This window comes from Mycobacterium sp. IDUB_1, from assembly GCF_055419625.1.
This window is the reverse complement of record NZ_JBVAYA010000001.1, coordinates 103,095-117,457: the sequence shown is the minus strand read 5'-3', so window position 1 is coordinate 117,457 and position 14,363 is coordinate 103,095. Positions and strand designations below refer to the sequence as shown.

Annotated in this window: 17 protein-coding genes; 10 read left to right on the top strand and 7 right to left on the bottom strand. The window is 68.5% G+C overall.

Annotation, left to right across the window (positions count from 1 at the left end; genetic code table 11):
* The first annotated feature begins 140 nt into the window (after positions 1 to 140).
* Positions 141 to 497, top strand: a complete 357-nt coding sequence (locus tag ACZYYX_RS00590) for a WhiB family transcriptional regulator (protein ID WP_463812467.1) — start codon at positions 141 to 143, stop codon at positions 495 to 497.
* A 58-nt stretch (positions 498 to 555) separates the two neighbouring features.
* Here the strand turns inward: ACZYYX_RS00590 and bagB are convergent, their stop codons facing one another.
* Together bagB and bagA are read right to left on the bottom strand one after the other, a co-directional pair.
* On the bottom strand, positions 556 to 1,686 hold the full coding sequence (bagB, locus tag ACZYYX_RS00585; protein WP_463814745.1) for an ATPase BagB: 1,131 nt from the start codon (positions 1,684 to 1,686) through the stop codon (positions 556 to 558).
* A gap of 13 nt (positions 1,687 to 1,699) precedes the next feature.
* Positions 1,700 to 2,731: an ATPase BagA gene (bagA, locus tag ACZYYX_RS00580; RefSeq protein WP_463812466.1), complete on the bottom strand. Its 1,032-nt coding sequence runs from the start codon at positions 2,729 to 2,731 to the stop codon at positions 1,700 to 1,702.
* Positions 2,732 to 2,802: 71 nt separating this feature from the next.
* Between bagA and ACZYYX_RS00575 the strand changes: the two genes are divergently transcribed.
* Genes ACZYYX_RS00575 through ACZYYX_RS00565 form a run of 3 tightly spaced genes read left to right on the top strand, consistent with a single transcriptional unit; the run spans position 2,803 to position 4,217 of the window.
* Positions 2,803 to 2,964: a DUF4177 domain-containing protein gene (locus ACZYYX_RS00575; protein ID WP_463812465.1), complete on the top strand. Its 162-nt coding sequence runs from the start codon at positions 2,803 to 2,805 to the stop codon at positions 2,962 to 2,964.
* A gap of 8 nt (positions 2,965 to 2,972) precedes the next feature.
* Positions 2,973 to 3,428, top strand: a complete 456-nt coding sequence (locus ACZYYX_RS00570) for a RidA family protein (protein WP_463814744.1) — start codon at positions 2,973 to 2,975, stop codon at positions 3,426 to 3,428.
* Between the two features lie 15 nt (positions 3,429 to 3,443).
* A complete protein-coding gene (locus ACZYYX_RS00565) occupies positions 3,444 to 4,217 on the top strand; it encodes an MBL fold metallo-hydrolase (protein WP_463812464.1) in 774 nt (257 codons plus the stop codon).
* A gap of 3 nt (positions 4,218 to 4,220) precedes the next feature.
* On the opposite strand, the gene crp is transcribed toward ACZYYX_RS00565, so the two are convergent.
* Together crp and ACZYYX_RS00555 are read right to left on the bottom strand one after the other, a co-directional pair.
* Positions 4,221 to 4,895, bottom strand: coding sequence for a cAMP-activated global transcriptional regulator CRP (gene crp / locus ACZYYX_RS00560; protein WP_046365140.1), 675 nt, complete (start codon positions 4,893 to 4,895; stop codon positions 4,221 to 4,223).
* Positions 4,896 to 5,048: 153 nt separating this feature from the next.
* Entirely contained in the window at positions 5,049 to 5,333 is a 285-nt protein-coding gene (locus ACZYYX_RS00555; RefSeq protein WP_463812463.1) for a hypothetical protein, read from the bottom strand.
* A 187-nt stretch (positions 5,334 to 5,520) separates the two neighbouring features.
* Between ACZYYX_RS00555 and nth the strand changes: the two genes are divergently transcribed.
* Genes nth through marP form a run of 4 tightly spaced genes read left to right on the top strand, consistent with a single transcriptional unit; the run spans position 5,521 to position 8,829 of the window.
* Positions 5,521 to 6,201: an endonuclease III gene (gene nth / locus ACZYYX_RS00550; protein ID WP_463814743.1), complete on the top strand. Its 681-nt coding sequence runs from the start codon at positions 5,521 to 5,523 to the stop codon at positions 6,199 to 6,201.
* Positions 6,202 to 6,209: 8 nt separating this feature from the next.
* A complete protein-coding gene (locus tag ACZYYX_RS00545; protein WP_463812462.1) occupies positions 6,210 to 6,863 on the top strand; it encodes a TlpA disulfide reductase family protein in 654 nt (217 codons plus the stop codon).
* Complete coding sequence (locus tag ACZYYX_RS00540) at positions 6,860 to 7,642, top strand: NUDIX hydrolase (RefSeq protein WP_463812461.1); 783 nt, start codon at positions 6,860 to 6,862, stop codon at positions 7,640 to 7,642. Before ACZYYX_RS00545 ends, ACZYYX_RS00540 begins: the two co-directional genes overlap by 4 nt.
* The gene (gene marP, locus ACZYYX_RS00535; protein ID WP_463812460.1) at positions 7,639 to 8,829 is read left to right on the top strand and encodes an acid resistance serine protease MarP; all 1,191 of its coding nucleotides are present in this window, start codon (positions 7,639 to 7,641) and stop codon (positions 8,827 to 8,829) included. The genes ACZYYX_RS00540 and marP overlap by 4 nt, the downstream gene beginning before the upstream one ends.
* Here marP and ACZYYX_RS00530 read toward each other — a convergent pair whose 3' ends face one another.
* On the bottom strand, positions 8,830 to 9,789 hold the full coding sequence (locus ACZYYX_RS00530) for an alpha/beta fold hydrolase (RefSeq protein WP_463812459.1): 960 nt from the start codon (positions 9,787 to 9,789) through the stop codon (positions 8,830 to 8,832).
* A complete protein-coding gene (locus ACZYYX_RS00525) occupies positions 9,789 to 10,316 on the bottom strand; it encodes a phage holin family protein (RefSeq protein WP_463812458.1) in 528 nt (175 codons plus the stop codon). Before ACZYYX_RS00525 ends, ACZYYX_RS00530 begins: the two co-directional genes overlap by 1 nt.
* A 217-nt stretch (positions 10,317 to 10,533) precedes the next feature.
* Here ACZYYX_RS00525 and ACZYYX_RS00520 point away from each other — a divergent pair, with 217 nt between their 5' ends.
* A complete protein-coding gene (locus tag ACZYYX_RS00520) occupies positions 10,534 to 11,172 on the top strand; it encodes a S1 family peptidase (RefSeq protein ID WP_463812457.1) in 639 nt (212 codons plus the stop codon).
* 79 nt (positions 11,173 to 11,251) lie between these two features.
* Here the strand turns inward: ACZYYX_RS00520 and acs are convergent, their stop codons facing one another.
* Positions 11,252 to 13,213 carry an acetate--CoA ligase gene (gene acs, locus ACZYYX_RS00515; protein WP_463812456.1) on the bottom strand — a complete coding sequence of 654 codons (1,962 nt, stop codon included), beginning with the start codon at positions 13,211 to 13,213 and terminating at the stop codon, positions 11,252 to 11,254.
* Positions 13,214 to 13,348: 135 nt separating this feature from the next.
* Between acs and ACZYYX_RS00510 the strand changes: the two genes are divergently transcribed.
* Positions 13,349 to 14,107 carry an oxidoreductase gene (locus tag ACZYYX_RS00510; RefSeq protein WP_463812455.1) on the top strand — a complete coding sequence of 253 codons (759 nt, stop codon included), beginning with the start codon at positions 13,349 to 13,351 and terminating at the stop codon, positions 14,105 to 14,107.
* Positions 14,108 to 14,363 lie beyond the last annotated feature (256 nt).

The window sequence follows — 14,363 nt, the reverse complement described above, 5'->3', positions numbered from 1 at the left end:
GACCACCTAAATTGAGCGAGCAGTGCGATACAGGTCACACAAGACCCTCGCAGTGTGGCGTAGATCGCACTCAGGTGATCGACGTCGGGGAATCAGCCGTCTGCGTTGTCGGGGCGCGGCCAGAACTAAGGGGATCGCTGGTGTCAGTTACCAAGCCCGCCGCACGCAAGACCACGGTGAATCCAGCTACCGAGTCCATTCTGCACGGCGCAGAGGCAGAAGCCCGTATTGCGTGGGTTTCGCAGGCCCGGTGTCGCCAGACTGATCCCGACGAGCTGTTCGTCCGCGGCGCAGCCCAGCGCAAGGCCGCAGTCATCTGCCGGCACTGCCCCGTGATTGCCGAGTGCGGCGCCGATGCCCTCGACAACCGGGTGGAGTTCGGTGTGTGGGGCGGTATGACCGAGCGTCAGCGTCGCGCCCTGCTCAAGCAGCACCCTGACGTGGTGTCCTGGTCGGACTTCTTCGCCGCCCAGCGCAAACACCGCAGCGCGGGCTAAACGCCCCGCCCCGACAGAGGCGTCAGAATTTGCTTGTCGGACGAATGTGGCCTGTGGATCAGGCCGCGGTCGTCTGCCCGGTGATCTGATCGGCGATCGCTCGCAGCGCCTCGAGATCCGACACGTCGAACGGCAGGGACGGCACGCCGACGATCGCCACATGGGGGTTGGCGCCGGTGAACCGCGACAGCAACCGCACTTCGCGCTTGGCCGTCGACGCCCGGTCAGCGTGCACTCGCAGCGCCGCGGCCGTCAGCGATCCCGGATCGGTGCCATCCAGCGCATCGGCCGCCTTGCTCGCCGCGTCGCTGGTCAGATCGCACAGCGTCGGGTGGGTGCGGTTGAGGATCAGGCCCGCCAACGGCATGCGCTCCGAGGACAACCGATCGACGAAGAACGACGCCTCCCGCAGCGCATCCGGCTCGGCGGCCGAGACGACGACGAACTGGGTGCCGCGGCGCTTGAGGAGTTCGTAGGTGCGGTCGGCCTTCTCGCGGAACCCACCGAACGTGGCGTCCAGTGACTGGACGAAACCCGCTGCGTCGGAAAGCATCTGAGACCCCAGGATGGTCGACATCCCCTTCATGGCCAGTCCGACCGCGCCGGTGACCAGCCGGCCGATGCCCCGTCCAGGCGCTAGCAACAGGCGCCAGAGCCGGCTGTCCATGAAGCTGCCCAACCGCTTCGGCGCGTCGAGGAAGTCCAACGCATTGCGCGACGGTGGCGTGTCCACCACGATCAGATCCCACTTGTCTTCTGCCAGAAGCTGACCCAGCTTCTCCATGGCCATGTACTCCTGCGTGCCCGCCAGCGAGGTGGCCACGGTTTGGTAGAACTGGTTGTCCAGGATGGCGTCGGCGCGATCGGGTCCCGAGTACTGGACGACCATCTCGTCGAACGTGCGACGCATGTCCAGCATCATCGCGTAGAGCTCACCGGACACCTCGGGCGCCAGCGGAACGCGCTGAGGGACATTGCCCAGATCCTCGATGCCGAGCGCCTGGGCCAGCCGCTTCGCCGGGTCGATGGTCAGGACGACGACGGTGCGGCCGTATTCGGCGGCGCGCAGCGCCATCGCCGCGGCGGTGGTGGTCTTGCCGACACCGCCTGCGCCGCAGCACACGACCACGCGATTGGCCTTGTCGCGCAGGATCGATCCCATGTCCAGGGTCACCGGAGCGGTGCTCATCATCTGCCTCTCGTCACCGCACGCCCTGCTGGGCGAGCGCTTCGGCCAATTCGTACAGACTTCCCAGATCGACGCCGTCTGCCAGCGCCGGTAGATCCAGGCGTGGGACCTCGAGTTCGGTCAACTGCTCGGCGCTTTCGGCGCGCGCCGCGATACGCGTCGCGTGTTCGATCGTTTCAGTGAGAAGTCCCGCGAAGTCGTTGTCGGACAACGTGATTCCTGCGCTGGACAGGCCCGCGCGGATCGCGTCGGCGTCGACATCACCCTCGGCGGCCTTCGCCAGATCATCAGGCGGGAGATAGGCCGGGATGTTGCGGTTGATGATCACCGAGCCGATCGGCAGCTCCATCTCGCGGAGTTCGGCGATGGCCTCCAGGGTCTCCTGCACCGGCAGCGCTTCCAGCAGCGTCACGAGGTGGATCACAGTGAGGTCGGAGTGCAACAGCCGCACCACACCGTCGGCCTGCGAATGCACCGGGCCGCCCTTGGCCAGGTCGGACACGGCCTTGGTGACGTCGAGGAAGCGGGCGATCCGGCCGGTCGGCGGCGAGTCGACGACCACCGCGTCGTAGTAGCCGTACTTGCCCTTGGCTTCCTTCCTGGTGCGTGTGACGACCTCTTTGATCTTCCCGGTCAGCAGGACGTCACGCAGGCCAGGGGCGATCGTCGTCGCGAACTCGACGGCTCCGATGCGGCGCATGGCGCGCCCCGCCAGCCCCAGGTTGTAGAACATGTCCAGGTATTCCAGGAATGCGGCCTCGGTGTCGACGGCCAGGGCGTTGACCTGACCGCCACCCTCGGCGGTCGCGATCTTGACCTCTTCGTAGGGCAACGGGGGCACATCGAAGAGCTGCGCAATACCTTGCCGCCCTTCCACTTCCACGAGTAGCACCTTGCGTCCGCCGGCGGCCAGGGCCAGGGCCAGCGCTGCGGCGATCGTCGACTTGCCGGTGCCGCCTTTGCCGCTGACGAAATGCAGGCGCGCCTCGGCCAGCCGTGCCGGCCACGAACCGTGCGGTGAGCCCTCTGGTGTGGTTGCCACCACTGCATGCTAGCCATAGCGATCTGCGCGCCGGATAAGCTCAGCCGTATGAGCGAACAAACGAGGTGGGCGGCGTGAGCGCAGCGAACAAATGGGAATACGCGACTGTTCCGTTGCTGACGCACGCGACCAAACAGATCCTCGACCAGTGGGGAGAGGACGGCTGGGAGCTTGTCTCGGTGCTGCCGGGTCCGACGGGCGAGCAGCACGTCGCGTACCTGAAGCGGCCCAAGTGACCCGACAAATCTGGTCGGAACGGCTGAACGAGCTGGGCATCGCCCTGCCCGAGGTCGTGGCCCCACTCGCGGCGTACGTGCCCGCGGTCCGTACGGGCAATCTCGTCTACACCGCCGGGCAGCTGCCCATTTCTGGAGGTGAGCTCGTCGAGACGGGCAAGGTGGGCGCCGAGGTGTCCGTCGAGGACGCCAAGCACCTGGCCCGCCGGTGCGCGCTGAACGCGCTCGCAGCCGTCGACGCCCTCGTGGGTATCGACGCGGTGGTGCGGGTGGTGAAGGTCGTCGGCTTCGTCGCGTCCGCACCGGGGTTCGGCGGCCAGCCCGTCGTCATCAACGGTGCGTCGGAGCTGTTCGGGGCGATCTTCGGCGACGCGGGTGCACACGCCCGATCCGCCGTCGGGGTATCCGAGCTTCCGCGCAATTCGCCGGTGGAAGTCGAAATCATCGTCGAGGTCGCCGGTTAGGCAGAGGTCGACTGAGTGGAGCACCCCGCGTACGGATTGCTGAGGCCGGTCACCGAGACCGCGTCGGTGCTGCTGTGCGACAACCCTGGGCGTATGACACTGGACGGCACCAACACATGGGTGCTGCGCGGGCGCGGCAGTGACGAGATGGTGGTCGTCGACCCCGGGCCGGACGACCGCGACGAGCACATCGAACGGCTCGCGGCGCTGGGCCCGATCCCTCTTGTGCTGATCAGCCATCGGCACGAGGACCACACCGGGGGGATCGACCGGCTCGTCGACCTGACCGGCGCGGTCGTGCGCTCGGTGGGCAGCGGATTCCAGCGGGGCCTCGGCGGTCCGCTGACCGACGGTGAGGTCATCGACGCAGCGGGCCTGCGGATCACGGTGCTGGCCACGCCGGGCCACACCGCCGATTCGCTGTCGTTCCTGCTCGACGATGCCGTGCTGACCGCTGACACCGTGCTCGGCCGGGGCACGACGGTGATCGACAAGGAAGACGGCGACCTCGGCGACTATCTGGAGTCGCTGCACCGGCTGCGTGGTCTCGGCCATCGCACGGTGTTGCCCGGACACGGGCCCGATCTCGAGGACCTGGCCGCGGTCGCCGACACGTATCTGGCGCACCGGCAGGAACGGCTGGACCAGATCCGCGGGGCGCTGCGTGAGCTCGGTGACGACGCCACCGCCCGCGCCGTGGTCGAACACGTCTACACCGACGTGGACGAGAAACTATGGGACGTGGCCGAGTGGAGCGTGCAGGCGCAGCTGAACTACCTGCGCCGATGACGTTTAGCGGGCTCGCCTCGCGAGGCGCTCGCTGTCGCTGATCAGCACGCTCTTGCCCTCGAGGCGAATCCATCCGCGGTGAGCGAAGTCGGCCAGCGCCTTGTTCACGGTCTCGCGAGAGGCGCCGACGAGCTGGGCGATCTCCTCCTGCGTCAGATCGTGGGTGACGCGCAGCGCGCCGCCTTCCTGCGTTCCGAACCGCTGGGCCAGCTGCAGCAGCTGCTTGGCGACGCGACCGGGGACGTCGGTGAAGATCAGGTCAGCCAGGTTGTTGTTGGTGCGGCGCAACCGGCGCGCCAACACCCGCAGGAGCTGCTCGGCGATCTCCGGGCGATCGGCGATCCAGGCGCGCAGCGCCTCACGATCCATCGACACCGCCCGCACCTCGGTGATCGTGGTCGCGCTCGACGTACGCGGTCCCGGGTCGAAAATCGACAGCTCACCGAACATGTCCGACGGTCCCATGATCGTCAGCAGGTTCTCGCGGCCGTCCGGCGAACGCCGGCCGATCTTCACCTTGCCGGTGATGATGATGTAGAGCCGGTCGCCGGGCTCACCCTCGGCGAACACCGTGTGCCCGCGGGGGAAGTCGACGGGCTGGAGCTGTTTGGTCAGCGCGGAAACAGCGCTGGGTTCGACCCCTTGGAAGATTCCGGCCCTGGCCAGGATCTCGTCCACGTTGCCCCTCTTGTCGAAGATGTTGGTAATCAGACATGTGCGCGCCGACGTCGGATACGAAGGCCGACTCAGTCTAGAGCCATGTCCTGTCGTGACCAGCTCACGCTACACAGGATCGGCATGTCGGGTCTGCCGAAACCGGTTATTGACGGGCTAGGGGTACGACGCGGTCGTCGGCAAACCTGACGTGACCTTCGCCCGCATCGGTATCGGCGCCGTCGCCTCACGCTCCACGCGCCGCCGGTTCTGGTCGGTGATCGCGGTGTCCAATCCGTCACGCACCAGCGCGTCGACATCGCCGGCCTCGGCCTGATTCAAGAAGTCGGCGACATCGGCCGCCGAGATGGTCTGCTGGCGCAGACCAGCCTCCACCTTCTCCAGCCCGAAGGTCGCCAGCATCAACAACCCCGGGATCAGCGCGACGAGCAACCACGACACATGCGGAAGTAAACACGGCCAAGGTCTCGGACCGATCACGAAAAGCCCACGTTAACGACCGATCTGAACACGAGTTGCCGTCGGCCGTGTCGGACGTGCTCAGTACGCTGGCGAGGTGACCGTGACCAAACGGACCGCCAAATGGGATAACGAGACCCACCTGGGTCTCGTGCGGCGCGCCCGACGCATGAATCGCACGCTGGCCGAGGCGTTTCCGCACGTGTACTGCGAGCTGGACTTCACCAATCCCCTCGAGCTCACCGTGGCCACCATTCTGTCCGCGCAGAGCACCGACAAACGCGTCAACCTGACCACGCCCGCGCTGTTCGCCACGTACCGCACGGCGCAGGACTACGCCCAGGCAGACCGGGCGCAGCTCGAAGAATGGATCCGCCCCACCGGGTTCTTCCGAAACAAGGCGTCATCGCTGATCAGGCTGGGCCAGGAGCTGGTCGAACGCTTCGACGGCGAGGTGCCCGCCACTCTGGACGAGCTGGTGACGCTGCCCGGCGTGGGGCGCAAGACGGCCAACGTCATCCTCGGCAACGCGTTCGACGTCCCCGGCATCACCGTCGACACCCACTTCGGCAGGCTGGCCCGACGATGGCGCTGGACCGCCGAGGAGGATCCGGTCAAGGTCGAACACGCGGTCGGTGAGCTGATCGAGCGCCGTGAGTGGACGCTGCTCAGCCATCGGGTGATCTTCCACGGCCGGCGGGTGTGTCATGCCCGCAAGCCGGCCTGCGGGGTGTGCGTGCTCGCCAAGGACTGCCCCTCCTACGGCATCGGGCCCACCGATCCACTGGTGGCGGCCCCGCTGGTCAAGGGCCCGGAGACCGAGCACCTGCTGGCACTGGCCGGCCTGTAAGCGTGCCGATGAGCACGTCGGCACGGTGGAGCGTCGTGGCGCTGGTGGTCCTCATCGCGCTCGGGGTCGCGCTGTTCAGTGAATTGGCGGACGATCCGACCGGTCCCGCCGCACCCGCGACGCCCGGTGTGGTGTCCCCGCGCGACAAGCGCGACGCCGACACCCCGGCCGCGCTGGCCGGGCCGCGGGCGCAGGCCGCGCTGGCGCCCTGCCCCACCCCCGGCGCCGGAGCTGGTCCAGAGTCGCTTCGCGGCATCGTCGTCGAATGCGCCGGTGACGGAACGCCGGTCGACGTGGCACGCGCTGTCGCAGGCCGGCCGACGGTGCTCAACCTCTGGGCCTACTGGTGCGGTCCGTGTGCCGACGAGCTACCGGCGATGGCGGAGTACCAACGCCGAGTCGGGCCGTCGGTTCTCGTGCTCACCGTGCACCAGGACGAGAACGAAACCGCCGGGTTGCTCCGCCTCGCCGAACTCGGGGTGCACCTGCCGACGCTGCAGGACGGACGACGCCAGATCGCCGCTGCGCTGCAGGTTCCCAACGTGATGCCGGCGACGGTGGTGCTCCGCGCGGACGGTAGCGTGGCGCAGATCCTGCCCCGGTCGTTTGCCACCGCCGACGAGATCGCCGACGCAGTGGATCCGACGATAGGAGTGAGGTGAGCTGGGAGATCAGGGACGGCGAGCTGACTCCCGCCGCCGCACCGCCCTGGCTGGCCCCCCTCGTCACTGACCCGGCCGCGGTCAAGGACGCCTACCGCCAGCGGGTGCCCGCCGAGGTCCTCGCCGCGCTGACCGCAGCCAACGCCACCGCAGCCGTCACCGGCGCCCGCCGCGACGCCGCGGTGCTCGTCCTGTTCTCCGGCCCCGACGACGGTGTGCCGGGCGAACTCCCGGCCGACGCGGACCTGCTGGTCACCATGCGGGCCTCCACGCTGCGCCACCACGCCGGCCAGGCCGCGTTCCCCGGGGGCGCAGCCGACCCGGGCGACCGCAGCCCCGTGCACACCGCGCTGCGTGAGGCCACCGAGGAGACAGGCCTTCAGGCCTCCCGGCTGCGGGCCCTGGCCACCCTGGACACGATGTTCATCCCGCCGTCGGGATTCCAGGTCGTGCCGGTGCTCGCATACTCCGCCGACCCCGGGCCCGTCGCGGTCGTGGACAGGTCCGAAACCGCCGTGGTGGCACGGGTTCCGGTGCGCGCCTTCGTCAACCCGGCCAACCGGCTCATGGTGTACCGCAAGGAGAACACCCGCCGCTCGGCCGGTCCGGCGTTCCTGCTCAACCAGATGCTGGTGTGGGGATTCACCGGGCACGTCATCGCCGCGATGCTCGATGTCGCGGGCTGGGCGCAACCGTGGGACACCGACTCCGTCCATGAACTCGGCGATGCAATGGCGCGCGTCGAGGGCGCGGGCAGCTACGGTGATCTCCAACGATGACATCGTCACAGTGGCTGGACATAGCCGTACTCGCCGTAGCGCTGATCGCCGCCATCTCGGGCTGGCGATCCGGCGCGCCCGGTTCTGTGCTCGCCCTTGTCGGTGTGGTGCTCGGCGCGGTCGCCGGCGTGCTGCTCGCCCCACACGTGGTCAACCACATCGACGGGCCGCGTACCAAGCTGTTCGCCACGCTGTTCCTGATCCTGGCGCTCGTGGTGGTCGGCGAGATCGCCGGCGTGGTCCTCGGCCGTGCGGTGCGCGGCGCGATCCGCAATCCGACACTGCGCGTGGTGGACTCGGTGATCGGCGTGGCGGTGCAGCTGGTCCTCGTACTGACCGCGGCCTGGCTGCTGGGGACCGCGCTGGTCTCCTCGCCGCAGCCCAATCTGGCCGCCGCGGTGCAGGGATCGAGGGTGATCGCCGAGGTCGACTCGATCGCGCCGAGCTGGTTGCGCTCCGTGCCCGGCCGGCTGTCCGGATTGTGGGACACCTCCGGGCTGCACGATGTCCTCAAGGACTTCGGCCCCACCCCGGTCGCCAACGTCGACGCGCCGGACGCCTCGCTGGCCAGTTCCGCGGTCGTGGGGACGACGCGGTCCAGCGTGGTCAAGGTGCGCGGTGTCGCGCCCAGCTGCCAGAAGGTGCTCGAGGGCAGCGGTTTCGTCGTCGCCCCCAACCGGGTGATGTCGAATGCGCACGTCGTCGCCGGGTCGGAGACCGTCACCGTCGAGGTCGACGGAAAGACCTACGACGCCAAGGTCGTCAGCTACGACCCCAACGCCGACATCTCGATCCTCGACGTCCCCGACCTTCCGTCGGCGCCGCTTCAGTTCGTCGACTCCGAGGCACCCGCAGGCACCGACGGCATCGTGATGGGTTATCCCGGCGGTGGCGACTTCACCGCGACGCCGGCGCGCGTGCGCGAGGTGATCGAACTCAACGGTCCCGACATCTACCGCAGTACCACCGTGACGCGCGAGGTCTACACGATCCGCGGCACCGTGAAGCAGGGCAATTCGGGCGGTCCGATGATCAACCGGTCGGGCAAGGTGCTGGGCGTGGTGTTCGGCGCGGCCGTCGACGACGTCGACACCGGATTCGTGCTGACCGCCCAGGAAGTCTCCCGTCAGATGGCCAAGGTCGGCAACGTCGCGCCGGTGCCGACGGGCGCCTGCATCAGCGGCTGATCAGCCGTACACCTGGCGAAGAAACCGTTCGAGCTGCGCGTTGACCGCCTCCGGCGCCTCTTCGTGAGCGAAATGTCCTGCGCCGTCAACAGATACGTAGCGGCCGTGCGGCGCGTAGTTCTGTGTGCGGATCACCGGGTCGGCGAGCACGTAGGGGTCGGTGTCGCCGCGCAGATGCAGGACGGGCACCGCGATCGGACGCTTCATCGACCGCATGAACCGCCGACCCTCGCTGCGCAGCTGGCTGCGCACCGCCCAGCGCTGGTACTCCAGCGCCGAATGTGCGGCCGACGGGATCTGGATCGCCCGCCTCAGCAGCGGCATGGTCTCGGCGAAGTCGTCGCTCGCCTGCCACGGCGCGCTGGACCGGGCGCGCACGATGCGCTCGAGTTCGGCCCCGTCGTGGCGGGTCAGGATGCGTTCCGGCCACATCGGCACCTGGTAGCGCAACATCGACGGCAGCAGCGCCCGCCCCTGATCGCGGCGGCGCATCGTCGAGGCGCGCAGCGCTGCCGGGTGCGGTGAGCTGACCACCGCGATCGCGTGCACCACACGCGGATGCAGGACCGCCGTGGCCCAGCAGACCAGTCCGCCGTCGGCATGACCCACCAGCGTGGCGGTGCTGTGTCCCAGCGCCCGCACCAGGCCCGCCGTGTCACCGGCCAGCGTCCAGCCGTCATACCCGCGCGGCGGCTTGTCGCTGGCGCCGTACCCGCGCAGATCGATCGCCACCACCCGCGCCCCCGACAGCCCCCGCAGCTGGTGACGCCAGGACCACCAGAAGGAGCCGAAACCGTGCAGCAGGATCACCAGCGGACGGTCGGTCAGTGGACGGGACTGGTCGTCGGCACCCGCCTCCCGCTCAGCCTCGACGACGTGAAAACGGATGCCGTTGGCATGCACGTCGAGATGACGCCACGGTCCGCCGACGCGAACGACCGACGGATCGGGTACGGCCATTACCAGCCGGACGGATCCGTCGCCGCCGGCTGCTTGCCGTTCGTCGTACCCCCTGCCGCTGGGCCTGTCATGACGGCCTTCTTGTCAGCACCCCCGCCGAACGCCTCGGGGAACTCCTTGACCGATTCGATGGTCTTGCGGGGACCGCGAATTCGCCGCACCTTCAGGAATCCGAGCAGCGCCAACGCCGCGGTGACCACGACCATGATCCCGAACACGATCAGGAACGCAGCCCATCGCCACAGCCACTGATCGAGCAGCTCGGCGAGGAAGAAGAAGAAAAAGAACGTGGAGTAGAACAACACGACCAGCGCCAGGATGAAGAAGACGCTGCCGGTCAGGCCCTTCTTGACGTCGCGGGTGATCTCGGCCTTGGCGAGTTCGACCTCCGCGCGCACCAGAGTCGAGACCTGGGCGGTCGCGTCCTTGACCAGGTCGCCGATCGACGGGTCCGGCTTCGGCGCGTGCGGGTCCACCAGCGGTATGGATGTCACCGTCGCCGGCGCGCCGTTACTGCGATCGCTCACAAGAGCTTCCTTCCCCGCATGAGATCTGGTCGCGGCTTATGTTGCCACGTGGCGTGAAACGAAACGATCCGGCAGTGACGTTAGACTGCCTTGATTCCTTGGTGATTCTTTCTGGCGGGTCGGGCCGAAGCCATTGAGGCGTCGATTGGAGTGAGGTGTGAAGTCGAACGGCCGGCCGGCTGTCTTCTCTGCGATCTGCGCGATTCTCGGGGCTCTCATGCTGGTGAGCGCTGGTGTCGCCCATGCTGCGGCCCCCGTCACTCTCGGCGGCGGGTCCGGTCTGGTCGTCAACGGCGACACCCTGTGCACGCTGACGGCGATCGGCACCGACCGCAGCGGCAACCTCATCGGCTTCACCTCCGCACACTGCGGCGGGCCGGGTGCCGTCGTCGCCAGTGAGGCCGAGCAGGATGCCGGCATCGTCGGCACCATGGTGGCCGGCAACGACGTCCTGGACTACGCGGTGATCAAGTTCGACCCGGCCAAGGTGCGCCCGGTCGACGAGGTCAACGGGTTCCGGATCGACGGCATCGGCCCCGACCCGGTGTTCGGTCAGGTGGCGTGCAAGCTGGGCCGCACCACCGGCTACTCGTGCGGCGTGACGTGGGGCCCCGGCGAGCAGCCCGGCACCATCGTCAATCAGGTCTGCGGGCAGCCGGGCGACTCCGGTGCCCCCGTCACCGTCGACAACAAGCTCGTCGGCATGATCCACGGCGCGTTCTCCGAAGACTTGCCGACATGCGTGGTCAAGTTCATCCCGCTGCACACGCCGGCGGTCACGATGTCGATCAACACTCAGCTGGCCGACATCGCGGCCAAGAACAGGCCAGGGACGGGCTTCGTCCCGGTGCCCTGACCTGACGCTCCTCAGCGGACGGCCCGGCGCAGCCGGATCGCGGCGCTGACGACCAGCGCGATGACCGCGCCGACGGGCGCTACTTGCTGGCCCGGATCGCCTCGAACACGCTCGGGTCCACGAGCGTCGACGTGTCACCCAGTTCGCGGCCCTCGGCGACATCGCGGAGCAGCCGGCGCATGATCTTGCCGCTGCGTGTCTTGGGCAGCTCGGGGACGACGTGGATCTCCCGCGGCTTGGCGATCGGGGAGATCTCCCGCGCGACCTCGGCTCGCAGCTCGTCGACCATGGAGCCCTCGCCGCCGTGGGCGCTGGACTTGAGGATGACGAACGCGCAGATCGCCTGGCCGGTGTGCTCGTCGGAGGCGCCGACGACGGCGGCCTCGGCCACCCCGGAGTGCCCGACGAGTGCGGACTCCACTTCGGCGGTGGAGATGCGGTGTCCGGAGATGTTCATGACGTCGTCGATGCGGCCCAACACCCAGATCTCGCCGTCCTTGCCGTAGCGGGCGCCGTCACCGGCGAAGTACCAGCCCTGCTCGGCGAAGCGGGACCAGTAGGTCTCCTTGAACCGCTCCGGGTCACCCCAGATGCCGCGCAGCATCGACGGCCACGGCTGATCGAGCACCAGGTAGCCGCTGGTCTGCTCGCCGTGGTCGGTGCCGGGCGCGAGCTCGTTGCCGTCGTCGTCGACGATCTTGGCCGAGATGCCGGGCAGTGCCCGCATCGCCGAACCGGGCTTGCAGTCGGTGACGCCCGGCAGCGGGGAGATCATGATCGCGCCGGTCTCGGTCTGCCACCAGGTGTCCACGATCGGGGTCGCGTCGTCGCCGAAGACCTTGCGGTACCAGCGCCACGCCTCCGGGTTGATGGGCTCGCCCACCGAGCCCAGCAGCCGCAGACTCGACAGATCGTGGTCGGCGGCGATCTGGCGTCCCCACTTCATGAAGGTACGGACCAGCGTCGGAGCGGTGTAATAGATGGTGACGCCGTACTTTTCGATGGTCTCGAAGTGGCGATGCTCGGTCGGGGAAGCAGGCGTGCCCTCGTAGACCACCTGCGTGACGCCGTTGGAGAGCGGCCCGTACACGATGTAGGTGTGCCCGGTCACCCAGCCGATGTCGGCGGTGCACCAGTAGACGTCGGTCTCGGGCTTGATGTCGAAGACGTTGAAGTGCGTGTACGACGCCTGGGTCAGGTAGCCGCCCGAGGTGTGCATGATGCCCTTGGGCTTGCCGGTGGTGCCGGAGGTGTAGAGCAGGAACAGCGGATGCTCGGAGTCGAACGCTTCCGGGGTGTGATCGGTCGAGGCCTTCGGTACGACCTCGTCCCACCACAGGTCGCGACCGTCGGTCCACGGCGTGTCGATCCCGGTGCGGCGCACCACGAGCACGTGCTCGACCGGGCTGTCGTCACCCAGGCCGGCGATCGCCTCGTCGACCCCCTCCTTGAGCGACACCGCCTGGCCACGCCGGTACTGACCGTCGGTGGTGATGACGAGCTTGGCCGCCGCGTCGTCGATGCGGGCCTTCAAAGCGCTGGCCGAGAAGCCGGCGAACACCACCGAGTGCATCGCGCCCAGACGCGCACACGCGAGCATCGCGATGATGGCCTCGGGCACCATCGGCATGTAGATCGCCACCCGGTCACCGGCGACGAGGCCGAGATCGGTCAGCGCGTTGGCTGCCTGGGAGACTTCGTCTTTGAGTTCGGCGTAGGTGATGGAGCGGGAGTGCCCGACGGGTTCGCCCTCCCAGTGGATCGCGACCCGGTCGCCGTTGCCTGCCTCGACATGGCGGTCGACGCAGTTGTAGGCGACGTTGAGCTTGCCGCCGACGAACCACTTCGCGAACGGGGCCTCCGACCAGTCCAGCACCTCGTCGAACGGCGTCTGCCAGGACAGCCGCTCGGCCTGCGTCGCCCAGAATCCCAGCCGGTCGGCAGCGGCCTCCTCATAGAGCGCCTCGGTCGCGTTGGCCTGGGCGCTGAACTCGGGGGCAGGCGGATACGAAGCCTGAACGTCAGCATGCGTCTCGGTCATGACTGTGAGGGTAGTCACCCAACGTTGCATCGACGTTGGCAACTCACAAGCGCCGCTGCGGGCGGTGTGCGGCGGGCGACGAACGTCGCAACCGGCGCGCCGATCGGTCCGTCGACCATGGATTAGTGTGCGGGCGTGACCGATCCGCTTGCCCCGCTGACCACTCTGCCCGGCGTCGCCGAGGCGGGGGAGGAGGCGCGCGAGGCTTTGGGCCGGGCTCACCGGCATCGAACGAATCTGCGCGGCTGGCCCGGCACCGCTGCCGAGGCAGCGCTGCGGGCGGCCCGCGCATCATCGGTGCTCGACGGAGGTCCGCTGCAGTTCGCGGGCGATTCGGCGGGCGGGTCGATGGGTGACAAGGACCCCGTGCTCGCGGGTGCGCTGCGGGTGGCCGAGGCACTCGAGGGCGGTCAGGGCCCGCTGATTGGCGTCTGGCGGCGTGCCCCGCTGCAGGCCATCGCACGGCTGCACTCGTTGGCCGCGGCGGATCTCGTCGACGCCGATGCGCTGGGCCGGCCGCGCAGCGAACCCGACATCGGGCGCCGCCTGGAGCTGCTCGCCGACCTCGCGACCGGCGGGACGCGGGTGCCCGCGACCGTTCTGGCCGCGGTCGCCCACGGGGAGCTGCTGACGCTGGCGCCGTTCGGCAGCGCGGACGGGGTGGTGGCGCGCGGGGTGTCACGGTTGATCACCATCGCCAGTGGCCTGGACCCGCACGGCCTCGGGGTGCCGGAGATGCACTGGATGCGCCGGTCCGGCGACTACACCGCCGCCGCACGGGGTTTCGCGTCGGGCACGCCGTCCGGATTGGCTGCGTGGCTGGTGCTGAGCAACGAGGCGCTGCATGCTGGCGCGCGCGAGGCACTGTCGATCGCCTCGTCAGCCTCGTCCTGATTTTCCCAGCAAAGCAAAAGCGGGCGACGTTCCGAAGTAATTCGAAAAGTACTTCGGCGCGCCGCCCGCCAGCACGAGCCTCCGGTTACCATGCGTGCGTTGTGGGTTGCGTGGGTGGCCTCGGCGCTGCGCGATCCGCCACGGCTGCGACCCCACCCAAAGGGTCGTCGGTGCCGTCCGATCTTCGCACTTACGCAGGCCCGCAACACTTTTACCTGTTCCGCGGCATGTGCGCCGCGTGGGTTCCGGGACTCGT